This is a genomic window from Agromyces fucosus, assembly GCF_004134865.1.
GTDB classification, from domain to species: Bacteria; Actinomycetota; Actinomycetes; order Actinomycetales; family Microbacteriaceae; genus Agromyces; species Agromyces fucosus.
The window spans coordinates 1,011,817-1,035,880 of sequence record NZ_SDPO01000002.1 but is presented as its reverse complement, the minus strand read 5'-3'; the positions used below and the strand labels follow the sequence as shown (position 1 = coordinate 1,035,880).

The 24,064-nt window shown below is 70.8% G+C and carries 17 protein-coding genes; 9 read left to right on the top strand and 8 right to left on the bottom strand.

What is annotated here, in order from left to right:
* Window positions 1–102: 102 nt before the first annotated feature.
* From ESP57_RS10515 to ESP57_RS10500, 4 genes are all read right to left on the bottom strand, one after another.
* Window positions 103–1,533: a pyridoxal phosphate-dependent decarboxylase family protein gene (locus tag ESP57_RS10515; protein ID WP_129231501.1), complete on the bottom strand. Its 1,431-nt coding sequence runs from the start codon at window positions 1,531–1,533 to the stop codon at window positions 103–105.
* A gap of 148 nt (window positions 1,534–1,681) precedes the next feature.
* The gene (locus ESP57_RS10510) at window positions 1,682–4,036 is read right to left on the bottom strand and encodes an arylsulfatase (protein ID WP_129231500.1); all 2,355 of its coding nucleotides are present in this window, start codon (window positions 4,034–4,036) and stop codon (window positions 1,682–1,684) included.
* A 79-nt stretch (window positions 4,037–4,115) separates the two neighbouring features.
* Window positions 4,116–5,276: a mandelate racemase/muconate lactonizing enzyme family protein gene (locus ESP57_RS10505; RefSeq protein ID WP_056006949.1), complete on the bottom strand. Its 1,161-nt coding sequence runs from the start codon at window positions 5,274–5,276 to the stop codon at window positions 4,116–4,118.
* Between the two features lie 73 nt (window positions 5,277–5,349).
* On the bottom strand, window positions 5,350–6,153 hold the full coding sequence (locus ESP57_RS10500; protein WP_056006945.1) for an IclR family transcriptional regulator: 804 nt from the start codon (window positions 6,151–6,153) through the stop codon (window positions 5,350–5,352).
* Between the two features lie 237 nt (window positions 6,154–6,390).
* On the opposite strand from ESP57_RS10500, the gene ESP57_RS10495 reads away from it, so the two are divergent.
* The 3 genes from ESP57_RS10495 to ESP57_RS10485 are packed head-to-tail and all read left to right on the top strand — an operon-like array spanning window position 6,391 to window position 9,550.
* Entirely contained in the window at window positions 6,391–7,335 is a 945-nt protein-coding gene (locus tag ESP57_RS10495; RefSeq protein ID WP_056006942.1) for a carbohydrate ABC transporter permease, read from the top strand.
* Window positions 7,332–8,189: a carbohydrate ABC transporter permease gene (locus ESP57_RS10490; RefSeq protein ID WP_056006939.1), complete on the top strand. Its 858-nt coding sequence runs from the start codon at window positions 7,332–7,334 to the stop codon at window positions 8,187–8,189. The genes ESP57_RS10495 and ESP57_RS10490 overlap by 4 nt, the downstream gene beginning before the upstream one ends.
* Window positions 8,190–8,242: 53 nt before the next feature.
* Complete coding sequence (locus tag ESP57_RS10485) at window positions 8,243–9,550, top strand: extracellular solute-binding protein (protein ID WP_115959457.1); 1,308 nt, start codon at window positions 8,243–8,245, stop codon at window positions 9,548–9,550.
* Between the two features lie 66 nt (window positions 9,551–9,616).
* Here the strand turns inward: ESP57_RS10485 and ESP57_RS10480 are convergent, their stop codons facing one another.
* A complete protein-coding gene (locus tag ESP57_RS10480; RefSeq protein ID WP_207904528.1) occupies window positions 9,617–10,582 on the bottom strand; it encodes an acetylxylan esterase in 966 nt (321 codons plus the stop codon).
* Window positions 10,583–10,691: 109 nt separating this feature from the next.
* Here ESP57_RS10480 and ESP57_RS10475 point away from each other — a divergent pair, with 109 nt between their 5' ends.
* On the top strand, window positions 10,692–14,732 hold the full coding sequence (locus tag ESP57_RS10475) for a golvesin C-terminal-like domain-containing protein (protein WP_129231499.1): 4,041 nt from the start codon (window positions 10,692–10,694) through the stop codon (window positions 14,730–14,732).
* Window positions 14,733–14,847: 115 nt separating this feature from the next.
* Here ESP57_RS10475 and ESP57_RS10470 read toward each other — a convergent pair whose 3' ends face one another.
* Both ESP57_RS10470 and ESP57_RS10465 read right to left on the bottom strand, forming a co-directional pair.
* Entirely contained in the window at window positions 14,848–15,567 is a 720-nt protein-coding gene (locus tag ESP57_RS10470; protein WP_129231498.1) for an SDR family NAD(P)-dependent oxidoreductase, read from the bottom strand.
* Window positions 15,564–16,457, bottom strand: coding sequence for a dihydrodipicolinate synthase family protein (locus tag ESP57_RS10465; protein WP_243648482.1), 894 nt, complete (start codon window positions 16,455–16,457; stop codon window positions 15,564–15,566). The genes ESP57_RS10470 and ESP57_RS10465 overlap by 4 nt, the downstream gene beginning before the upstream one ends.
* Window positions 16,458–16,593: 136 nt before the next feature.
* On the opposite strand from ESP57_RS10465, the gene ESP57_RS10460 reads away from it, so the two are divergent.
* The 5 genes from ESP57_RS10460 to ESP57_RS10440 all read left to right on the top strand — a co-directional run bounded on the left by ESP57_RS10460 (window position 16,594) and on the right by ESP57_RS10440 (window position 22,132).
* Entirely contained in the window at window positions 16,594–17,496 is a 903-nt protein-coding gene (locus tag ESP57_RS10460; protein WP_165877436.1) for an SMP-30/gluconolactonase/LRE family protein, read from the top strand.
* Window positions 17,497–17,582: 86 nt separating this feature from the next.
* Entirely contained in the window at window positions 17,583–18,314 is a 732-nt protein-coding gene (locus tag ESP57_RS10455; RefSeq protein ID WP_165877435.1) for an ATP-binding cassette domain-containing protein, read from the top strand.
* Complete coding sequence (locus ESP57_RS10450; RefSeq protein WP_129231494.1) at window positions 18,314–20,401, top strand: YhgE/Pip family protein; 2,088 nt, start codon at window positions 18,314–18,316, stop codon at window positions 20,399–20,401. The genes ESP57_RS10455 and ESP57_RS10450 overlap by 1 nt, the downstream gene beginning before the upstream one ends.
* A 60-nt stretch (window positions 20,402–20,461) precedes the next feature.
* The gene (locus ESP57_RS10445) at window positions 20,462–21,016 is read left to right on the top strand and encodes a TetR/AcrR family transcriptional regulator (protein WP_056006917.1); all 555 of its coding nucleotides are present in this window, start codon (window positions 20,462–20,464) and stop codon (window positions 21,014–21,016) included.
* Window positions 21,017–21,196: 180 nt separating this feature from the next.
* Complete coding sequence (locus ESP57_RS10440; protein WP_129231493.1) at window positions 21,197–22,132, top strand: NAD(P)/FAD-dependent oxidoreductase; 936 nt, start codon at window positions 21,197–21,199, stop codon at window positions 22,130–22,132.
* Between the two features lie 14 nt (window positions 22,133–22,146).
* On the opposite strand, the gene ESP57_RS10435 is transcribed toward ESP57_RS10440, so the two are convergent.
* Complete coding sequence (locus tag ESP57_RS10435; protein ID WP_129231492.1) at window positions 22,147–24,018, bottom strand: cation:proton antiporter; 1,872 nt, start codon at window positions 24,016–24,018, stop codon at window positions 22,147–22,149.
* Between the last annotated feature and the right edge of the window lie 46 nt (window positions 24,019–24,064).

Here is a 24,064-nt window from a genome sequence, read left to right as displayed (position 1 = left end):
AGGAGCGCATCGAGACCTGGTGCGGGGGTCTCGACACGGCCGCGGGCGGCCTACTCGACCGGCGAGTGGGCCGCGGGCGGCCTACTCGACCGGCGCCCGGGGCTACATCGTGTCGAGGATCGCGACGAGGTGCTCGAACGTGGTGTTCGGGTTCACGATCGCGAAGCGGGTGTTCGGCCGCCCGGCGTGCGAGCTCGGCGTCACGAACGCACGCTGCTCGTCGAGCAGTCGAGCCGACCACGCGTCGTAGTCGGCCTTCGTCCAGCCGTCGCGCTCGAAGACGACGACCGAGAGCTGCGGGGAGCGCACGAGGCTGAGCCCGTCGCGCCGCTCGATCTCGTCGGCGATGCGCTGCGCGAGCGCGATCGAGCTCGAGATCGCCTCGCGGTAGGCGGTGCCGCCGTAGGTCGCGAGCGAGAACCACAGCGGCAGGCCGCGTGCCCGTCGCGTGAGGTGTGCGGCGTAGTCGGACGGGCTCCAGTCGCCGCCCTCGGTGAGCGTGTCGAGGTACTCGGCGTGCTGCGTGTGCGCACGGCGGCCTTGCTCGGGGTCGCGGTAGATGAGCGCGCACGCGTCGAAGGGGGCGAAGAGCCACTTGTGCGGGTCGACGATCACCGAGTCGGCGTGCTCGACGCCCGCGAAGCGGTCGCGCGCGAGCGGCGAGAGCATGCCGGCGAGCCCGTAGGCGCCGTCGACGTGGAACCAGAAGTCGAAGTCGCGCTTCAGCGCCGCGATCGAGGCGAGGTCGTCGACGATGCCGAAGTTCGTCGAGCCGGCGGTCGCGACGACGGCGAAGACGGATGCCCCGTGCTCCTCGAGTGCTCCTCGAACGTCGTCGCCGCGCAGCATGCCGTCACCGGCCGGCTTCACGGGCACGACGTCGACGTCCATCACGCGGGCGGCCGAGGCGATCGAGGAGTGCGCCTCTGCGCTGCACACGATCTTCCATCGACCGCCGGGCGGCGCGGGCACCGCGGCATCCGCTGCCCCTTCGCTCAGGCGGTGACGCGCGTGCTCGCGTGCGGCGACGAGGGCCGAGAGGTTGCCGAGCGTGCCGCCCTGCACGAAGACGCCGCCCGAGCCCGCGGGCAGGCCGAACTCGCGGCCGAGCCACGAGAGCACCTCGTTCTCGGCGTAGACGGCGCCGGCGCCCTCGAGCCAGGAGCCGCCGTAGAGCGCACTCGCCGAGACCACGAGGTCGAACGCCGTCGCCGCCTTCGTCGGCGCGGTCGGGATGAAGGAGAGGTACTGCGGGTGGTCGGTCGTGATGCAGGCGGGGGCGAGCACGTGCTCGAAGAGCGCCAGGGCCCGAGCGGCGCCGATGCCGTGCTCGTCGATCGTGCGGCCGGCGAGGCGCCGCAGCTCGGGCTCGGTCACCGGCTTGTCGAGCGGGGTGTCGTCGCTCAGGATGCGGCGGCGCGAGTAGGCGAGCACGAGGTCGACGAGGTGCGAGGTCTCGTCGGAGGTCGAGTGCATGCGGGTCGCGGGGTCGCGCGGCTCGTTCGCGTCGAGGTCGAGTTCAGTGCGGTGCATCCGGATGTCCCTTTCGGCTCGGCCGAGCCGGTTCGCCGGCGGGCCACGGAAAAGCTTCACATATCCTTGCGGTTTCGCAAAAAAGCATCACGAATCCTGCGTCGTGCGCCAGTTTCGGCCGGAAAGCGACACGCGAACGCAATGGATGCTACTGGTGACGCAATGCCGCTCGTAGATGCTCCTCGGGGTCGACGAGGTGATTGTGGTCGTCGACCCCGAGGGCGACCTCGGCCCAGTTCAGGGTGCCGCTGAACGCGCCGCCCCACACCTTGTAGCCCTCGTACGCCGGCATGCCGGTGTCGCAGCCCGTGTCGAGCCCCTCGTCGAACGAGAAGTAGAGCGCGTGCGTGTGCTCGACGCGGCCGCTGCCGACCGCCTTGCCGTCGATGAACAGCGAGACGTCCCCGCCCTTGCCGATGCCGCCGCCGTCGTAGGCGAACTCGACCCGCACCTGGTGCTCGCCCGCGCCCATCGCGGCATCCGACAGCGTCGTCGAACGCTGCAGGCCGCAGTAGTTGTAGTGGAAGCCGAGCTTGCCGTCTTCGGCGAAGAACGACCACCCCCCGGTGCGGCCGCCCTGTGCCACGATGGCGCCCTCGAGCGAGCCGTCGTCGGGCACGACCACCTCGGAGGTGACCGAGAACGAGCGGTTCTTCACGTTGATCGCGACGTTCTCGCCGAGGCGCACCATGCCGGGGTAGAGCCGCAGGCGGTCGCCCTTCACGAGCGTCGGCCGGCCGGCGAGCTCGGGGTTCATGCGCTCGGCGGCGCGGTCGTCCATCGGGAACACGTTGTGGCGGGCCGCCTCGATGAGGAAGAGCCGCTGCAGCTCCGCGAGCTTCTCGGGTTGCTCATCGGCGAGGTTCCTCGCCTGCGTCCAGTCGGTCGTCGTGTCGTAGAGCTCCCAGACGTCGAGCGAGAAGTCGGGCGCCTTCGAGACCACGTCCCACGGGGTGCGGTGCTTCGTGACGGCCGTCCAGCCACGGTGGTAGATGCCGCGGTTGCCCATGAGCTCGAAGTACTGCGTCGTGTGGCGCTCGTCGGCGGATGCGTCGTCGAAGCTGTAGGCCATCGAGACGCCGTGCATCGGCTCCTGCGTGACGCCGTTGAACGTGTGCGGCTCCGCGAGCCCGGCTACGTCGAGCACGGTCGGCGCCACGTCGATGACGTGATGCCACTGCTCGCGCACCTCGCCCTTCGCGGCGATGCGGCTCGGCCAGTGCACGATCGTGCCGTTGCGGGTGCCGCCGTAGTGCGAGGCGACCTGCTTGGTCCACTGGTACGGGGTGCACATCGCGTGCGCCCAGGCGACCGAGTAGTGGTTGTACGCCTCGGGGCCGCCGACCTGGTCGAGGTGCTCCTTCCAGAACTCGACCGTCTCGAACTGGCCGCCGCCGTTCGAGGCTGTCGTCAGCATGTAGGCGCCGTCGATGCCGCCCTCGGCCGAGGCGCCGTTGTCGCCGATGATGTAGTAGATGAGCGTGTCGTCGAGGATGTCGAGTTCCTCGAGCGCGTCGATGACCCGGCCGGTGTGGTGGTCGGCGTACTCGAGGAAGGCCGCATAGACCTCCATCTGGCGGGCGAGCACCGGCTTCTGCTCATCGGGCACGTCGTCCCAGGCGGGCAGGCCCTCGGGGCGGGCTGTCAGTTCGGAGTCGGCGGCGATGACGCCGAGTGCCTTCTGGCGGTCGAAGGTCTCCTCGCGCTGCGCGTCCCAGCCGAGGTCGAACCTGCCCTCGTACTTGGCGATCCAGTCCTTCGGCACGTGGTGCGGTGCGTGGGTCGCCCCTGGCGCGAAGTACACGAAGAAGGGCTTGTCGGGCGTCAGGCTCTGCTGCTGGCGCACGTAGTCGATCGCCTTGTCGGCGAGGTCGGGCATCAGGTGGTAATCGGGGTCGGTCGGCGGCGCGATCGCGGTGAGCCCGTCGATGAGCGCCGGCGTGTACTGGTTCGTCTCCCCGCCGATGAAGCCGTAGAAGCGCTCGAACCCGCTCTGCGCGGGCCAGTGGTCGAACGGGCCGGTCGGGCCCGACTCCCACACGGGTACTTCGTGGCACTTGCCGAACTGCGCGGTGTTGTAGCCGCTCTGGCGGAGGATCTCGGGCAGCGGCACCGCGGTGTTCGGCCGCGTCGAGCGGTAGCCCGGCGCGGGCGTCGCGGTTTCGGTGATGTGGCCCATGCCGACGGAGTGGTGATTGCGACCCGAGAGCAGCGCGGCCCGTGTCGGCGAGCAGAGCGCGGTCGTGTGGAACCGCGAGTAGCGCAGGCCCTCGCCCGCGAGGCGTTCGGCGGTCGGCGTGCGGATGGGGCCGCCGAAGGCGCTGGATGCCCCGAATCCGACGTCGTCGAGCAGGATCACGAGCACGTTCGGCGCCTGGGCCGGTGGGCGCGCCGGCTCGATCGGCGGGAACTTCTCGTCGAGCTTCTTCGCGTCGTACGCGACCGGCCCCTGGTACGGGCGATCGGGCACGGGAAGCACGGATCCCGGTCGGACGTCGTTCATGTGTTCCCCCTCATGCACGTCGGGCGTCGTCGCGCCATTCGATCATCGCAGCCGCGTCGCGCGTGAGGGGGAGTGCCGCTCAGCGGCGCACGAACTCCTGCACGAAGTCCTCGTCGACGCTCACGCCGAGGCCCGGGCCGGTCGGCACGGTGAAGTCGCCGTTCGGCGCGACCTCGAGCGGGGTCGTGAGGATCCGGTTCGCAACCGGCAGTGTGAGCGGCTGGTACTCGAAGGCGAGGAGCGACGGCGAGCTCGCGGCGACGTGGAGGCCGGCGGCCATCGCGATGCCGAACGCCGCGGAGTGATGCGGTGCCACCTGAGCGTGGAACGCGTCGGCGACGGCCGCGATCGCGAGCCCCTCGGTGATGCCCGTGCGCCCGATGTCGGGCTGCGTGAGGCCGACGGCCCGGCGTGCGAGCCAGTCGGTGAACTCGAAGCGACTGCGCATCGCCTCGCCCACCGCGACGGGGGTCTCGATGGATGCCGCGAGGTCGCGGTGGCCCTCGACGTCCTCGGGAGCGAGGGGCGCCTCGAAGAACCAGGCGTGGCGTTCGTCGAGTTCGCGGCCGAGCGCCTTCGCCTCGCCGAGGCGGTAGCTCCAGTGCGCGTCGAGCGCGACCTTGAGGTCGGGGTGCGCGTCGTTGACGGCGTCGAAGGTCGCGAGGTCGGTGCGCAGGTCTGTGCCGAGGTGCATCTTGAACCGGCGCACGCCCGCTTCGACGAGCACGGCGGTCTTCTCGGCGATCTCGGCGTCGTCGGCGCCGCGCACTCCCGACACGTAGGTCGGCAGCACCTCGGCGAATCGTCCGCCTGCGAGCTCGGAGACCGAGAGGCCGGTCGCCTTGCCCCAGAGGTCCCACAGTGCGATGTCGACGGCGGCCATGGCGTCGGCCTGGTGGCCGGTCAGGTGCCCGCGTTCGCGCATCGACTCCGACATCCGGTGCCAGAGCGTCCGCACCGAACGCGGGTCCTCTCCGATGATGAGCGGCGTGAGGAGGTGGTCGACGATCGCCGCCGCGACCTCTGGGGCGACGGGTGCGAGCCCCTCGCCCCAGCCGACGAGGCCGTCGTCGGTCTCGATCTTCACGATGAGCGTCTCGTAGCCGGGGGAGTAGAGGCTCCGCCACGGCGGCCTGATCATGTAACCGCGGTGCTCGACCGCCGCCTCGCCCGCGTAGGAGTCTTCGGCATCCTCCTTCGAGATGAAGAGGGGGAACGTTTGGACGCGCGCGATTCTCACAGGGTCTCCGATGACGAGGGATGATCGAGAAGCCGTCGACGGATGCCGCGGCGTGGGGTTCGAGTGTCGGGGTCTACAGGGCGGCGTACGCCGTCGCGGAGTGGGAGGGGCTGTAGCCGAGGGCGACGGAGATCTCGTCGGCGGCCTCGATGACCTGCAGCGCGATCTCCTGGTGGGGCGCCTGCAGGTCGAGCACCGAGAGCGGACCGCTCGCGGAGAGGCCGGCGACGATCTCACCGGCGCGGTTGCGAACGGGTGCCGCGATGCAGGCGCGCCCGAAGGCGAGCTCCTCGATCTCGGTGGCGTACCCGCGGCTGCGCGTCTCTTCGAGGGCGATCTCCATCGCGTCGCGGTCGACGATCGTGTGCGGGGTGAACCGCTGGGGCGTGTTCGCGAAGTACTCGTCGATGAGGTCGGACGGCATGCCCGACAACAGCGCCTTGCCGAGCCCCGTGGCGTGCAGCGGCGCCGTGCGCCCGGCCATCGCGAACGACTTCGGGGCGAGCGCGCCCTCGAAGTTGCAGAGGTAGGTGAAGGTGAAGCCGCTGAGTTCTGCGACGTTCACGCCGATGCCGAGCCGGTGCGCCAGGTTCTGGGCGATCTGGCGCGAGGCGCGGAAGATCGGGGAGCCGTTGAGGGCGATGGTGCCGAGCGAGACGGCGGCCGGCCCGAGCCGGTAGAGGCCGGTCCGGTCGTCCTGCACCACGAACCGCATGCGGTCGAGCGCCGACATCATGCGCGACACGGTCGATTGCCCGAGCCCCGTGAGTGCGCAGAGCTCCGACACCCGCAGCTCGCCGGCCTCCTCGGTGAAACACGCGAGCAGGGACATAGCCCGTTCGACGGTCTGTGTGCCGCCGACCGATTCCGATGCCATCGGGACTCCTTCTCATGCAGTTGCCGCGCGTCGTTGCTTACCCGCTCGGGCTGCGCCGTTGCCGTCAGTGTAGTAACCGGAATCGGCTGAGGCAATCCAAATATGGGTGAGTTATGCATTTTGTGGATTTCGCATCCGCATTGTGGTTTACTGGCCGCACGTCAGCGTTGACCACTTGTGACGACGACGCACAGGGGCCCCTGATGAGGGGTCGCCATCTCTCGGGAAGTGAACGCAATGCAGCAAGCCATCCTCGAACGACCCGCGACACGCGAGGCGACCGAGCCGACCGGGCCGCGATCCGGGCGGCGTTCGACCCTCGGTGCGAAGGATCGCACCTTCGGATTCATGATCGCACTCCCCGCGGTCCTCCTCTTCCTCGTGATCGCGATCTACCCGCTCGTCTCGAGCATCGGCACGAGCCTCTACGACCAGTCGTTGCTCACGCCCGATCGCACCTTCGTCGGCTTCGACAACTACGTCGCGATCTTCGGCGAGTTCATGGCGCGGCTCGGCACGACGCTCACCTTCGCGACGCTCGCGACGATCTTCCCCGTGCTCCTCGGCGTCGCGCTCGCCGTGCTGTTGAACGCACGACTCCGCGGTAGAAACATCCTGCGCGGCACGCTCATGCTGCCGTGGCTCCTGCCCGGCGTCGTGGTCTCGTTCCTCTGGGCGTGGATCTTCAACGACAGCTACGGCGTGCTCAACCACCTGCTGACGATGGTGGGCCTGCCCGAGGTGAGCATGCTCGGCAACCCCACCGGCGCGATGGCGGCCGTCGTGATCGCGAAGACCTGGCACTCGTTCCCCTGGATCATGGTCGTCGCCCTCTCGGTGCTGCAGACCCTGCCGGCCGAGCAGCTCGAGGCCGCGACGATCGACGGGGCCACGCGTTCGCAGCGGTTCCGCTACATCTCGCTGCCGCACATCGTCGGCCCGGTCGCCCTCGTCGCGACGCTCGAGTTCATCTACAACTTCGGCAACTTCGACACCATCTTCGTGATGACGGGAGGCGGCCCCGGAGATTCGACGACGACGCTCGCCGTCAGCCTCTATCAACTCGCGTTCGGCAGCTACGAGCTCGGCAAGGCATCCGCCATGGGCGTGCTCTGGCTCATCCTGCTCGCGATCATCTCGAGCGCATACCTGCTGCTCAACCGACGTCTGGAGAAGCGATGAGTCACGGCCGCGACATCGGAGAGGCGATCATCCGCCCGAGACTGTCGATCCCCGGGCGCCTTGGGCTCATCCTGCTCGCCCTCTTCGGCCTCCTGCCGATCTACTGGCTGACGTCGACGGCGTTCATGAAGAAGGAGGCGGTGTTCGCCCTCGATCGGCCGCTCTTCCCGGTCGACCCGACGCTCGACAACTTCATCGGGTTCTTCCAGAACGACGCGCTGCTCCAGGCGCTCGCGAACAGCTTCATCGTCTCGACGGGCACCGCCGTGCTCTCCGTGCTCGTCGGCGGCATCATGGCCTACTCGCTCTCGAAGTTCCGCTACCGCGGGCGCAACGCGATCATGTTCATGTTCCTCATCGGGCAGCTCATCCCGGGGGCGCTGCTCCTGATCTCGCTGTACCTCATGCTGAGCTCGGCCGGCCTGCTCTACACCTACACGGCGCTCATCATCTCGTTCACGACGTTCACGCTGCCGCTCGTGGTGTTCCTCCTGAAGGGCATCATCGACGGGCTGCCCGACGACATCCTCGAGGCGGCGAAGGTCGACGGCCTCTCGCGCATCGCGACGATGTTCCAGATCGTCTTCCCTCTCGTGGTGCCCGGCCTCATCACGGCGGCGATGTTCGCCTTCATGCGCGGCTGGAGCGACCTGCTGTTCGCGCTCACGCTCGCGGGCCCCGACAAGCAGACCCTGCCTGCCGGTCTCACCCAGGCCTTCATCCGCGAGGGCACGGCCGACTGGCCGGCACTCATGGCGGCATCCCTCATCACCTCGCTGCCGCTCGCCATCATCTTCATCCTCCTCCAGCGCTACTTCGTCTCCGGCCTCGCGTCGGGGGCCGTGAAGGGGTAGCCGTGATCCGCAGCACCGCACCGAACACACATTCCGACGAAGGAGCAGTCCACATGAACCTCTCGACCTCGCAGCTCAGCCGCCGCGCCTTCATCGGCGGCGGTACGGCATTCGCCGCACTCGGCGCGCTCGCGCTCGCCGGCTGCGCCACCCCGGCCGCACCGGGCGCCAGTGCCGGCGCCAACGCTGCGACCAAGGCGAAGACGATCAACTTCTACGGCAACTCGCTCGGCGAGGAGGCGCTGAAGCCCGCATGGGAGGCGATCCTCAAGGACTTCTCCGCGGAGGAGGGCGTCACCGTCTCGCCCGTCATCTACCCCTACGACCAGGCCGCGACGCAGCTCGCACTCACCGGTCGCTCGGGCAAGCTCATGGGCGTCGGCCAGTCGGGCGGATGGCAGGTGCTCACGCCCATGGACGTGCTCGCCGACCTCTCCGACCTCGCCAAGGGGCTCGGCATCCCGCAGGGCGTGCTCGACTCGTACACGATGGGCGGCAAGCTCCTCGTGCTGCCGCTCACGGCGTCGGGCATCGGCATCATCACGAACGGCGAGATCGCCAAGAGCGTCGGCATCAAGTCGGGCATGACGGTCGAGCAGTTCGCGACCGCGCTCGAGAAGATCAAGTCGCAGGACTCCTCGTTGATCCCCTACGCGGCGGTCACGAAGAACCCCGACCTGAAGGATGCCGCGCACTGGATGTGGGGCTGGGGCAGCCCGGTCGTCACCGACGACTTCGAGTGCACGATCGGCGACAAGGAGAGCGTCGAGGCGATCACCTGGTACAAGGCGCTGCAGGACGACGGCCTCACCCAGGCGAACGTGGCCCGCAGCGACGCGCGCATCCTGTTCGCGAGCGGCCGCGCCGCCCTCTACGACGACGCCCCGCTCGCCTCGACCTTCGTGAAGACGAACGGTGCCGCGCAGAACATCATCGACAACATCAGCGCGATCGAACGACCCACGGCCAACGGCAACCCGTCGTACAACCGCGCCTGGGGCGGCGGACTGTTCGCGAGTGCCGGCGAGGGCGAGCTCACGAGCCGCGACTTCATCACCTACGCCGCGACGAACATCGACGCCGCGACCGCGCAGTACGAGCAGTCGGGCGTCGCACCGGCCGCGAAGTCCGTCGCCGACCAGATCCCGGCGCTCGCCGCCGACGAGTACCAGACCACGTTCCGCACCGAGGTCTCCGAGCACGCTCGCGGCGCCGCATGGGACCGCGTGCCCGTAACCGCGCAGATCGACGCGGCGATCGGCGCCGGCGTGGCGACCATCCTCGCGGGCCAGGTCGACGTGCAGACGGGACTCAACTCGCTGAAGAAGGAAGTCCAGGACCTGCTCGACGCGAACTCGTAGTCGATCGTTCGGCGTGCGCCGCGGCATCCGCTTCGTGACGGATGCCTCGGGCCGCTCGCCGCGTGCTCAGGCCAGGCGGTCGTCGGGGAGCGCGAAGAAGTCGGCGGCGTGCTGCCGCGCCATCCGCTCGGAGACCTCGGCGATCTGGCCGTCGAGGTGCCCGTTCGCGCGCACGGTGAGCCGCTTGGGCCCGGTGAGCGCGTGGAAGACGGCGAACTGGCCTCGCGGGTCGACGGCCGGGTCGAGCACTGCCGCCGCCACGTGCACGGGCACGCGGATGCGCCGAGCCGCCACGGCGGCGTCGAAGTAGCCGAGCACCTCACGCGCCTCGGGGTGCTCTTGCACGTGCTGTCGCACGGCCTCGCCACTGCCCGTGCAGCGCCGGGTGAGGCGGATCGCGTGGTGCCCGAAGCTCGGGACGTCGAGCGACGCGCGCCGGAAGCGGGCGTCCCAGGGCAGGGCCATCGCCCCGATGCCGCCGCCGAAGCTGCCGCCGCTGAAGTCGAGCGCCGCGGCTGCCGCCGGGGCGGCGTCGAGCAAGACGGTCGCGGCTCGCCAGACGTCGGCGGCGGCGAATCGGTGCGAGTAGGTGTCGCGGTGCGCGATGCCCGCGAGCACGTGCTCGTCGGGGAGCGCCGGGAAGCGACTGCCCGTGTTCGGCAGCGTGCCCGGCGCCGCGGGGAAGATCGCGGCGGTGTCGGCGGGCACCTGATCGAGGTCGGGCGCCGTGCGGCCGCCGTATCCGTGCCCGATCACGAGGCCGCGTCGGATCGCTGCCTCGAGGCGCGGCACCATCAGGAACGCCACGGCCGGCTCGCCGGCGGACGAGTCGAACCGGATCTGCCTCACCTGGTGGGTCTCGGTGGCGTCGAGGTCGCGCGTGGCCTCCCAGCCGACCCGGCCGGCGCCGTACGCCTCGAAGGTGCCGCGCCAGAACTCGTCGAAGTCGGCCGGCTCCTCCGGCGGCCCAGGCGGCGTCAGCAGCGCGGTCACCGAGTACTCGGTCAGTTCCTCGGAAGGGGAGTTGGTCACTGCGTGGTCCTCTCGGGAGTCGGCATGGTCGACGCTATCGGCACCGCTGGTTGCATTGCCATTGACACTGTCGCATAACGGATGCATCATATGCATCATGGATTCAAGGATGAGCCCAGCGGCCGACCACGATTCGATGGACCCCGACGCGTCACCAGCGGATGCCCCACCAGCTGCCCCCGGGCAGTGGAGCCGGCGCTCTGCGCTGCAGCTCCTGCTGGCGGCCGGCGTGCTCCCTGCCGTCTTCGGAGGCCACCCGGAGGCCGCTGCGGCGGATCCCGGGTTCAGCGGCACCAGCGGCGCCTACGCCGACGCCCTGCGGCGTCTCGACAAGCCGAACCTCTCGCTCACCCGCGTCGCGCGGCTCGTCGGGCGAAACCATCGCATGACCTTCCACCAGGCGCGGTGGGACGGCGGCGAGACGATCGTCCGCGACCTCGAGATCAAGCACGACGGACAGTGGCTGTCGGTGACGAGCCCCGACCACCGCTTCGACGAGCAATGGGTCGTGCTGGCCGGCACGCTGCCCGACGGCAGCGCACCCGAGCTGTACGGGCCGCTGCAGCCGAGCTGGCTGGGGTTCACCTCGTATCGACGCCTCAGCGGGCAGGTGATCGAGCTGCGCACCAGCACCGACGACGTCGAGCTCGTCGTGCGCTGGCGGCTCGACGGCGACCAGCCCGAGGCGCACTACGTGCTGAAGGCGAAGCAGGCCGGCGACTACCTCGTCGGCTACCAGAGCCAGGACGTCAAGGGCATCGACGACCTCGACGAGGTGCTCTGCGGCTCGTACCAGCACGCGCTCACCGTGGTCGACGGCTCGGCCCCGCTCGGCGCGTGGGAGCTGTTCGCGCCCATGGCGCTGACCCAGTACGCCGTCGCCGGCGTCGCCGTCACCTCGGGCGTCTACCTGCCGGCCGAGGTGGCCGAGTTCGTGCACGAGCGCCAGCTCATGTCGGATCGGCAGCCCTACGGGATGAGTCTGCGCAACGACAGCCTCGACGTCGTGCCGAGCGTCTACGCGCCGCAACCGGGCCTGCGGACGGCCATGGCGGCCGGAGAACGTCGCGGCTTCGCCTTCGGCGTCGCGGCCCGTGTCGGCAGCCTCTATGACGCGTACACGGCGCTGTGCCGCGGCGAGTACGGCCTGAAGGCGTACCGCAGCAACGTCTACGACCGCTCGCTGACCGATGCCGTCCACGCGATGACGGAGCTCATCGCGATCGAGCCCGACGGCGACGACTCGGTCGACTTCATCCCCTCCTACTCAGGTTGGTGGAACCGCGCCAAGGGATTCGTCGACGTCGAGAACGAAGACGCGGTGCGCACCGCGGCAAGCGGCGTGCTGCTCTCGGCGCACTACCTGACCGGCACCGCCGACGGCACCCTCTACGACCGCCGAGCCCGGCCCGCCCTCGAGTACCAGCTGTCGCGCAAGGGGATCGGCCACTCGCCCGTCATCGGCGGCTCGGTCTACAACGACAAGACGCAGTACCGGATCGGCCGGATCCCCACCGACGCGGTGAACCTCGCGGCGCTGTCCCAGCTCACCCACGGGCGCAACGCGGCCTTCCAGCGGCTCGCGGTGCAGGCCACCAAGGCCGGCGTCGTCGGGCAGAGCCGGGCACCGTTCGCGACCGCCCTGGCCACCTATCAGCTGACCGGCGACCCGGCCTACCTGACCGAGGCGACCCTGATCGGCCGGCGCTACGTGCAGGAGGAGATCCTCACGCCGTACCGCGGCAACGGGCAGCCGCCCGGTGGATTCGCCTACAGCTTCTCGAAGTACTGGGTCGACCTCCTGGTGCTGTTCGAGCTGACCGGCGAGGCCGTGTTCCTCGAGGGCGCGCATCGCGAGGCGCAGCGATTCATCACGCAGACGGCGGTTCGGCCGGTGCCCGACCAGACGATCACGGTGCCCGAGGGGCACGTGGTCGTGCAGCAGTACGACTGGGAGTCGCGATCGTCGCTTCCCGACTATCCGACGACGGATGTCGCGCCCGAGACCGTGCCCGCCTGGTACGTCTCGCCGACCGGCCTCACGTTCGAGGCGCTGTCGTCGTTCAAGCTCGGGACCAGTTCGCTGACCGATCCCGGCGGCGGGTACGTCTTCAACCCGTGCTGGGCCGGCGCCCTGCTGCGGCTGGCTCACCACGCCGGCGACCCGCTGCTCGCCGACGTCGCGCACAACATGGTCATCGGCCGATTCACCACCTACCCCGGCTACTACAGCCGCCAGTTCCAGGTCGCGCAGATGAAGCCCGACTTCGCGACGAGCGGCCCGGTCGGGATCACCGGCTACTACTTCCACCACGCACCCGCCCAGCTCGGCCTCGCGATGGACTACCTCATCAACGAGAGCTTCTACCGCAGTGCAGGGCAGATCGACTTCCCGCACGTCTTCGAGGCCGACTTCGCGTACTTCAAGTACTTCGCCTACGGGCACGCCCCCGGCACCTTCTTCGGCGAGGACGGCGTGTGGCCGTACTTCCCGGCCGGCCTGATCTCGCTCGACAACCCGTTGGTCAACTGGATGACCGGGGTCGGGAACGACGCCCTGTACGTGAGCCTCACGAACTCGGCGGCCGATGCGCAGTTCGTCGTCGTCGACCTCACCGGTGAGCTCACCGGGCTGACGGGCGGCGACGCCCCCGCGGTCGAGGTGGTGGCCGCCGACGGCACCCGTTCGGCGCAGGTCGCCGCCGGCGGACGCATCAAGGTGCGAGTGCCCGGCCACGGGCTCGTCGCCCTCGTCGTCCGCGGCGTCACGGTCGACCGGCCGGCGCAGCCGTTCGACGACCTCGTCGATCGCGGCACCGACAGCTTCCACGAGGTCGACTCCGACCCGGGCACCGACTACGGCCTCGCCCGCGGCGTGCTCCTCGTGCGACCCGGCGGCGACGGATACGACGCCTACGTGCAGATCGACACGGAGGAGCCGGCCACCCTCGGCTACCGCATCGGCGACGAACCCGTGAAGCAGGCGGCGTCGAAGGGCTACCCGTACGAGTGGACGATCCCGGTCGCCTCGTCGGCCGACGCGTTCAGCTATACGATCACGGTCGGCGCCAAGACCACCGAGGAGGTCACGCTGCGCGTGCCCGGTCGCATCGGCGGCGCCGATGCCCCGATCGCAGGCGACGTGGTCGCGCAGGCGACGAGCACGGCCGGCGACCGGGTGCCGCTCATGTTCGAGGTGCGCAATGCGAGCGACGACCCGTTCGCCGGTGAGGTGGCCCTGACGCTGCCTGCCGGGTGGCAGCTCGACGGTGCGGTGCCGGCGGTCTCCGTTCCGCCCCAGGGGTTCGCCCGGGTGGAGTCGGCGGCGATCATCGCGCCCGGCACGCCGCCGGGCGAGGTCCAGGTCGAGGCATCCGTGTCGGTCGCCGAGGGCGACCCCCTCGAACTGCGGCCCGCGTCCATCGAGGTGATCGACAGCCGCCGACTGGTGTCGCTGACCACCGACACCGCGATCATCAGCGGCCCGGGCGCCACCGCGCGACTGACGGCTCTGGTGATCAACACCGGCGTCACCCCCCTGCGCGGCACGCTGTCGCTCTTCGGCTTCTCGGGGTGGACCGTCGGCCAGAAGGACGTCGTGATCGAGGTGCCGCCGCGCTCCGACCTGACCCACACCTGGACGGTGACCGCGGGCGCGGCCGTGAAGCCGGGATCCACGACCCGGTTCGAGGCGCGACTCGACGGGACCCTGCGTCGCGGCGTGCTGGTGCGGGTCGCCGACGAGGGCGTGATCGCCCACACGCAGTCGCCGTGGCCCGGCTACCTGGAGACCGGGTTGTGGTTCCCGAGCGGCCTGGCGGGCTGGAACGGCACTCGCACCCGCTACAGCGACGTCGATTCGGTGGGCAGCACGGTGACCTGGCAGGTGGACCTGCCGGACGCCGGCGAGTACCGGGTCTCCGTCTGGTATCCGACGAACCCGACGACGACGACATCAGCGGCCTACATCGTCGAGCATCAGGGCGGCAGCACCGAGGTCATCGTGGACCAGACCGTCGGGGCGGCTGCGTGGCGTCCGCTCGGCACGTTCCGGTACGACGCCGGTGCGGTCGGCGTCGTGCGACTGGAGGTCCGCAACACCTCGTTCCACCGGGTCAGCGCCGCGCAATTCGTCCGCGTCGGGAACTGACGGCGAACGCCTGCCGGCCGAGTGCGAGAGCACCGGCCGGCAGGCGTTCTGCTGCGGAAGGCGCAGCGATGAGCAGGTGGCGTGCAGCGCCGGGCGCCGGGCGCCGGACCGGGGCTCAGAGCCAGCGGTCGCGCAGGGCGGGCTTCAGCCAGGCGGCGGGCGACGAGATCGACAGCCCGCCGTCGACGGCGATGGTCGTGCCCGTGACGAACGAGGAGGCGTCGGAGCCGAGGAACGCCACGACGGCGGCGACCTCTTCGGGGCGGCCGATGCGGCCGAGCGGGTAGCCCTCGCTCTCGCCGGTGTCGGTCGCCGAGATGCTTCCGGGTGCCACCGCGTTGACCCGGATCCCGCGGGGGCCGTAGTCGAGGGCGAGCTGGCGCACGAGGCCCTCGACGCCGGCCTTGGCGGCGGCGTAGGCCGGCAGCGCCGGGGCCGCGAGCGAGGCGTTCACCGAGGTGACCGCGACGATCGACGAGCCCGAGGCGAGGCGAGGCAGCGCCGCACGTGCCACGAAGAACGCGGAGTCGAGCGTCGCCCCGAGGGACCCCCGCCAGTCCTCGTCGCTCGTGGCGTCGGCACGGCCGATGGGCATGCGGGCGGCGGCGAGCACCACGACGTCGAGCCGGCCGAGCGCGAGCTCGGCGTCGGCGACGGCCTGCGCCGCGGCATCCGCTCGGCTGCAGTCGGCGACGAGGTACCGTTCGAAGACGGGGTCGGCGGATGTCTCGAGCCCGACGCCGACGACCGCGTCGCCCTGCTCGGCGAAGGCACGGGCGATCGCGAGCCCGATGTCGGAGCCGCCGCCGATCAGCAGGACGCCGCGGCGGGTCACACGCGCACCGCGGTGGGCAGCGGCGGGAGGTCGAGCTCCTCGATCACGAGGTCGACGGCGGCGCGGCTGCCGGCGTCGAGTCGGGCGGCCGGGTAGCGCACGGTGGCGTGGTCGATGATGCCGCGCGCCACGAGCACCTCCTTGTGCACCGCCCACGCGATGCCGCCCTGCAGGCCCACCAGCACGAGGGGGAGCATACGTCGGAACCCGGCGCGCGCCTCGTCGACGCGCCCGGTGATGAACTGCTCGAGCACCGGCGCGAGCAGGTCGGCGAACTCGCAGGCCGGCATCGTGCCGACCGCGCCGCGCGCGTACTCCTCGAGGCAGAACTGCGCGTTCTGCCCGCCGAGCACGGCGAAGTCGGCGTCGCCGATCGCCTCGACGACCGCGCCGACCTTGGGCGCCGTCGGGGGAGCCTCGATCTTCACCGAGTCGACGCCGTCGAGGCGGGAGAGCTCGGCGATGAGCGACGGGGCCATGGCGACGCCCGTCACGCCGGGCGCGTCCTGCACCATGACCGAGAGGGAGGTGGCGGCGGCGACCTCGGCGTAGAAGTCGACGAGGCTCGCGGCGGGCGGCTTCACCATGAACGGCGGCAGCACCATGAGCGCGTCCGCGCCGCCCTCCTGTGCGATGAGCGACTGCTCGATCGAGGTCGCGGTCGAGGTGCCGTTGACCCCGGCGATGACGGGCACGCGGCCGTCGACGAGTTCGACGACGTCGGAGAGGATGGTGCGCCGCTCGGCGGCCGTGAGGGCGAAGCCCTCGCTCGCCATGCCGAAGACGGCGACGCCGTCCACGCCGGAGGCGAGCTGGAACTCGACCAGTCGGCGCAGGCTGGGGCGGTCGAGCGCGCCTGATTCATCGAACGGGGTGGCAAGAATCGGCATCAAGCCATGGAGCATCGGGGCCATCGGCCAGTTCCTCACTTCAGCGTCGTTGCTTCTGCCAGTCTCGCAACTGACATTCATATTGTGAGATAGCCTGCCACATATCGGGTAACACCACCACCGAAGGATGACACGGATGTCGCGCTCCACTCCCTCACGAACCGTCGAGATCATCTCCGCCGAGCGGTACGTCCAGGCCGAGTCCCCGCGTTGGGACGGCCGTGACGGCGGCCTCGGCTGGATCGACATGGCGACCGGTGCGTTCCACCGCGGGCGTCTCGACGGCGGAATGGTGGTGCCGACGACCGCGACGATCGTCGGGCGGCAGATCGGCGCGCCCGTGCCGCTCGCCGAACGAGGCGCCGGCTGGGCCGTGGCCGTCGACCAGGGGCTCGTGCATGTGGGCGACGACGGTGTCGTCTCGCCGATCGCGGTCGGCATCGCCTCGGGCGACGACTACATGAACGACGGTGGGGCCGACCCGCTCGGCCGCTTCTGGGTGGGCAGCCAGTCGATGCCGAGGGACCCGCATTGCTCGCTCTGGAGCTTCGACGCCGACGGGGTGGCGACCGAGCGCCTCGGTGGCGTGACCGTCTCGAACGGGCTCGCGTTCGATCCCACCGGCGAGACGCTGTACTACATCGACACGCTGCCGCACCGGAGCATCGAGGCCTTCGACGTCGCGCCCGACGGCGCGCTCGGCAACCGGCGCACCGTGTGCCGGGTCGAGGGCGGCAACCCCGACGGCCTGGCGATCGACCTCGAGGGCATGCTCTGGGTGGCGGTCTGGGACGCCGCCGAGGTGCGCCGCTACTCGCCGAGCGGCGTGCTGCTCGAGACGATCGAGCTCCCGGCGAAGCGGCCGACGGCCGTGGCGCTCGTCGACCGGCTGCTCGTGATCACGACGGCGAGCATCGGGCTGCCGGATCCGACCGATGCCGACGGCGCCCTCCTCGGCGTCGAGGTCGAGGTCGGCGGCGCCCCGGCGTTCCCGTGGCGCGGCGTGCCGCCGCGGGTGCTCTCCAGCGCTCTCGCGTAGGCGGGAGCGTCGACGACCCGGCCGGGTTGCCATTTCCGCGTCACGGATCTAAACTGACTAGTCAGTACAAGTCCGAAGGATGCATCGTGTCGATCATCGTGCGGGCGCACGAACTCGCCCTCCACTCCAAGCGCGGCCCCGTCTACGGCCCCGTCAACCTCGTCGCCGACCGCGGCCTCACCGTGCTGCACGGCCCGGCCGGCAGCGGTCGCACCTGCCTGCTGCTCACGCTGGCCGGCCGCATGAAGCCCTCGAGCGGCACCGCAGAGACGCTCGGCTACGAATTGCCGCGCCGCGCGCGACCCGTGCAGCGCGCCACCGCGATCGCCGGGTTCCAGGGCATCGACACCCTCGAGGAGTCGGTCACCGTCGGTGCCGCGATCCGCGAGCGCGCCGCCTGGCTGGCGCCCTGGTGGGCGATCGTGCGCCGCACCGACGACGCGGAGCTCCGGCGCGTGCTCGCCCCCGTCTTCGGGAACGTGCAGCTGCCGTCGGTCGACACCCTCATCTGGGACCTCGACGAGGTGCAGACCGTGCTGCTGCGCATCGCGCTCGCGATGATGAGCGAGCCCGAGGTGCTCTTCTTCGACCAGATCGAGCAGGTGCAGTCGCCCGCCGCTCGGCGCGTGCTCTGGCAGCGCCTCGACGCGATCACGCGGGCGGGCACCGCCGTCGTGGCATCCGCTGCCGCGCCCGACACCGTCATCTGGAACGAGCTCGGCATCGCGCCGCTCGCCTTCGACCTCACCACCACCGCGCCCGAGGTTCCGGCAGAAGCCGACCCCGACGCCCTCGACCTCATCCTGGAGCACGCCTGATGTTCGCCTTCCTCTCCTCCGGCACGGAGCTGCGCCGCTTCGGCAAGGGCACGCTGCCCAAGATCGCGCTCGTCGTGCTCCTCTTCATCCCCCTCATCTACGGCGCCCTGTACCTCTGGGCGTTCTGGGCGCCGACCGACGAGTTGAAGAACCTCCCCGTCGCCCTCGTGAACGAAGACGTCGGCGCGAGCCGCGACGGCGAGCCGATCACCGCCGGTGACGACCTCGTCGACGAGCTCACGAGCCGGAACGACCTCGACTGGCAGGTGACGGATGCCGCGGACGCCACGACCGGCGTCACCGACGGCGACTACTACTTCGCCGTCACGATCCCGGCCGACTTCTCCGCCAGCGCCGTCTCGGTCGGCTCCGACGACCCGAAGCCCGCGACCGTCGAGGTCGACTACAACGACTCGAACAGCTTCCTCGCGTCGACACTCGGCAAGCAGGCCATGATCCAGCTCCGCGACACCGTGGCCGAACAGGTGGGCCAGCAGACCGCCGACGCGATGCTCATCGGGTTGAACGACGCCGGCGACGGCATCCGCTCCGCCGCCGAGGGAGCGACGACGCTCGCCGACGGCATCGCCACCGCGAACGACGGGGCCGGCCGACTCGTCGTCGGCCTCGGCGACCTCGCGAGCGGCGCCGGCACCCTCGATGCGGGTGCGGTGCAGCTCGCCGACGGCACCGGCACCCTCGCCGACGGCCTCCAGCAGCTCGCCTCGGGTGCCGGCACACTCTCGGCCGGGGCGACGCAGGTCTCGAACGGCGCGGCCGAGCTCTCGGGCAAGGTGAACGACGCAGCGAACGGCTCCGCCGTGCTCGCCCAGAAGGCGCACGGCCTCGCGGACGGCGCAGCAGGGATCGCGGCGAAGACCGGCGACCTCGCGGCCGGCACGGAGCAACTCTCGGGCTCGCTCGAAGCGCTCGCAGCGCAGATGCAGGCGAACCCCGACCTGCCCGCGAGCAGCCTTCTTCCGGCAGTGCAGGCGATCTCGGCGGGTGCCGGCGAGCTGAACAGCGGGGCACAGGCCGCCCTGCCGACCGTGCAGGGGTACGCCGGGCTCAGCAGCCAGTACGCCGGGGCCGTCGACCAGCTCTCCGCCGGACTCACGGCCGGTGCCCCGAAGGCTGCGGAACTCGCGGCGGGCGCCGCCCAGGTGAGCGACGGAGCGTCGACGCTCTCGACGAAGTCGGGCGAAGCGGCATCCGGCGCCCAGACCATCGCGAACGGTGCCGCGCGGCTCAGTTCCGGCACCGACGGCCTCGTGAGCGGCACCGGCGAGCTCGCCGCAGGCGGCACCGCGCTCGCCTCGGGTGCCGCGCAGCTCTCAGACGGCAGCCGGACGCTCGCCGACAAGCTCGGCGAGGGCGCCGCGGAGGCGCCGCAGCTCAGCTCCACCGACATCGAGGTGAAAGCCGACGTCATGGCAGCACCAGTGCAGCTCGACGAGAGCTGGCAGAACGAGTCGAAGAGCTTCGGCGAGGGCTTCGCCCCGTTCTTCATCGCCCTCGCGACCTTCGTCGGCGGGCTGATCACGTGGCTCATCCTGCGCGCGCTGCCGACCCGGGCGCTCGCCGCCTCGGCCACGGGCCTTCGCGCCGTCATGACCGGCTTCCTGCCCGCGATGGCGATCGGTCTCGGCCAGGTCGTGATCATGGTGCTCGTGCTGGTCTACGGCATCGGCCTCGAACCGGTGTACTGGCTCGGCACCTCGGCGTTCATCTACCTCGTGACCCTCGCCTTCCTCGCGCTGCAGCAGATGTTCATCATCGTGCTCGGCACCGCCGCCGGCCGGGTGGTGAGCCTCGTGCTGCTCATGCTGCAGCTCAGCTCGTCGGGCGGCACCTACCCCGTCGAGACGACGCCGGCCTTCTTCCAGTGGCTGCATCCGTACATGCCCGCCTCCTACGTGGTGAGCGGCCTGCGCGAGCTCATCACCGGAGGGGTGGACTCTAGACTGTGGCTTTCGGTGCTCGTGCTCGCCGGCATCCTCGTGGGCTCGCTCGCGATCAGCGCCTGGAGCGCCGGCCGGCAGCGCATGTGGAGCGTCAGCCGGCTGCACCCCGAGCTGGCGATCTAGCCGGCCCGGCGGCAGCCGGCAACGCCACCGCACAGCTCGAGCGAACGACGAGGAGACGACATGGCACGCGCGAACACGACGAAGCGCGCCATCCTCGACGCCGCGCTCGAGCTGGCGGCCACCAAGGGCATCACCGGCACGACGATGGACGAGGTCGCCGAACTCGCCGGCGTCGCCAAGGGCAGCCTGTACTACAACTTCAGCTCGAAGGACCAGCTCTTCGAGGCCATGCTGCAGGAGGGGGTCGGCGCGCTCGCCGAGTCCCTCCGCAGCGCCAAGGGCGAGCTCCGCGGATGGGACGCGGTCGACGCGCTCGTCATCCGGCTGCTCGACATCGTCGCCGAGAACTCAGCGCTCGCGAGGCTCATGGCGTCGGAGATCTTCCGCACCGACCGGGCGTGGCAGGAGACCCTGTTCGCGCTCCGGCACGATGCGCTCGCCGTGTTCGCCGAGGCGATCGACGAGACGGATGCCGCGGCCGGGCGCAGCAGCATCATGGCGTCGGGCGTCTTCGGCGCGGTGCTCATGTCGGGGCTCGAGTGGCTCGTCTTCGAGCCCGAGCGCAGCCGCGACGAGGTCGCCGCCGCGATCCTCGCGACGCTCCACGTGCGCTGAGCGCCGGTCCACGTTCGCTGAGCGCCGGCCGACCTGCGCTGAGTGGTCGGTTCGTTCGAGACTCCAGATCGCGCATGTGAGACCTGCCTCATGTGAGGCGGATCTCACACGAGGCATCCGGTCGATCCGTGCACGAGTGCGGGGGACGCGCGCGTCGCCGGGTGAGCGTAGGGTACGCGCATGGCAGCCGATGTATTCGACGTCGCAGTGGTGGGCGGGGGTCCGGCCGGGCTCAGCGCGGCGCTCTCGCTCGCGCGGGCGCGCCGGCGAGTGATCGTCTTCGACGCGGGCGACCCGAGGAACGGGGTTGCCGAGCACATGCACGGAGTGCTCGGTCACGACGGCATGCCCCCGACCGCCCTGCTCGAGCGGGGTCGCGGCGAAGTCCAACGGCACGGTGGGATCGTCGTCGAAGGGCGGGTGGGCAGGGTTCGCGTCGGCCCGGCCGGCATCGACGTGGACGGCCCCTCGGGTACCGTGCGGGCACGGCGGCTGATCGTGTCCACCGGCCTCCGCGACGAACTCCCCGAGATCGCCGGCCTGCGGGAGCAGTGGGGTCGTGGCGTGGTCGTGTGCCCCTACTGCGACGGGTGGGAGCGGCGCAACGACACCATCGGCGTGATCGCCACCGGCCCCAAGGGCATCGATCAGGCGCACCAGCTGCGCCAGTGGTCCGACACGATCGTCTACTTCCCGAACGACGTCGGCGAGCCCGGCGCCGGAGCGCTGCGGACCCTCGAGGGGCGGGGCATCCGGGTCGAGCGGGGTCGGGTGCGAGCGGTCCGTTCGAATGAGGGCCGGGTCGGGGCCGTCCAGCTGGACGACCGGTCGGTGCAGGTCGAGTCGATCTTCACGGCGACGACGCTGCACCCGCGAGATCGGCTGCTGCGAGAACTCGGAGCGCGAACCATCGATGACGCCGACGGTTCGTGGGTGGAGGTCGATGCCGACGGCCGCACGAGCGTCGAGCACGTCTGGGCCGTCGGGAACGTGGTCGATCGACGCTCGAACGTCTCGGTGTCGCTCGGAGCGGGGTCGCTCATCGCCGGAGCCGTCAACGCCGACCTCACCGCAGAGGACATCGCACGATCGGTGCGGCGGGACCTCGAACGCTGAGCGAGCCGTCGAGGTCAGGCGCTCTCGGTGCCCTTCAGCTCGATGCTGATCTGCTCGGCGTCGAGGTCCTCGAGCGCGGCACTGAGCGCCGCGGCGCTGAACGTGCCGTCGTCGCGCGCGTCGAGCAGGGCGGTGCGCTCCGCCTCGATCATGCGGAGCCGCAACAGGCGCACCTGCTCGGGATCGATCCGGCGGGCGGATGCCGCGGCGCGAGACCCGGCCGAGTTATCCGTGTCGTCCGCAGCATCCGAGGCATCCGTGTCGTCCGAGGCATCCGTGTCATCCGCAGCATCCGCTTCGCCCTCGGCGTTCGAGAGCTGCCAGGCGGCGCGCATGCGCTCGGCGACCTCGCGCACTGCGGGGTCGTCGTCCCTCGCCATCTCGGCCATCGCGGCGCTGCGCAGCACGCCCTCGAGCTCGCGTCGCTCCGCGAGGCTCTCGCCGGGGTCGCGGGCAGGCAGGAGCCGGTGCACGAGCCACGGCAGCGTTCCGCCCTGCACGAGCAGCGAACCGACCGCGACGACGAACGCGATCAGGACGAGGAGTGAGCGGCTCGGCGTCTCGGACGGCAGCGTCTGCGCGGCGGCGAGCGTCACGACGCCTCGCATTCCCGCCCACACGACGATCGTGCCCTCGCGCCAGCCGAGCGGCTGGGCGAGGAGGTAGTCGATGTCGGCGACACGTCGCCGCCACACCGTGCGGAACCGTTCGGCCGTCGCCGGCGAGGGAGGCTTCGAGCCGCGGCGCCCGTCGCCGAGCGAGGCCCGATGCTCGAGGTGCTTCGTCTCGATGGCGGCGCGCCCGCGCTCCCGGCCGCGGCCGGGCCCCCGCTCGAGGCTCGCCGTACCGCCGGCGGCGCGGTCGGCGATGACGTCCTTGATCGTGGCCGCGCGTCTCGCCTGACGCGAGAGCGCGGCGAGCAGCGGGGCGACGAAGGCGGCCCGGATGAGCACGGTGGCCGTCAGCGCGATCGCCGCGAGCCCGACCGCGAACCAGGCGCCCTCGTGGGCCTCCTCGACGTCGGCGACGATCGCGGTGAGCTCGAGCCCCATCACGAGGAACACCGCGCCCTCGAGCACGAGCTCGACCGTGCGCCAGTTCTGGGCGTCCGACAGTCGATGCTGCGGGCTGAGGTAGCGCGCCGCGCCGCGGCCGGTGACGAGCCCCGCGACCACGGCGGCGACGAGGCCCGATGCGCCCAGGTGCTCGGCGGGGATCGCGGCGAGGAAGGGCATCGTGAACGAGATGACGGTGTTGACCGTCGGATTGGCGATGCGGGCGCGCACCCGCAGGTTGACCCAGCCGACGGCGACGCCGATCACGGCGGCGATGACGATCGAGTAGACGAACGAGCCGGCGACGCCCCAGATCGAGACGGATGCCGCGGCGCCCGCGATCGCCGCACGCAGCAGCACGAGGGCGCTCGCGTCGTTGAGCAGGCTCTCGCCCTCGAGCATCGCCACCACGCGGGGCGAGACGCCGAGACGTTTCACGATCGAGGTCGCGACCGCGTCGGTGGGGCTGACGATCGCACCGAGCGCGATGCCCCACGCGATGCCGAGTCCGGGGATCAGCCAGGCGAACAGCAGGCCGAGCAGCACCGCCGTGATGACCACGAGCACGACCGAGAGCCCGCTGATCGCACCGAAGTCGCGGCGGAACTCCATCGCCGGCATCGAGACCGCGGCCGAGTAGAGGAGCGGCGGCAGCACGCCCGCGAGGATCCACGCCGGGTCGATCTCGAACTCGGGCACCGCCGGCAGCAGGCCGACGCCGAGGCCCACGAGCACGAGGAGCAACGGCGCGGCCACGCCGAGCTTCGGCGAGACGGCGGTCGCGGCGGCGATGGCGAGCAGTGCGAGCACGCCCGCGAGGAGCAGATCCATGTGAGCATTCTGCCGCGACAGCGCTCGCCGCCGCTCGGTCGCTACG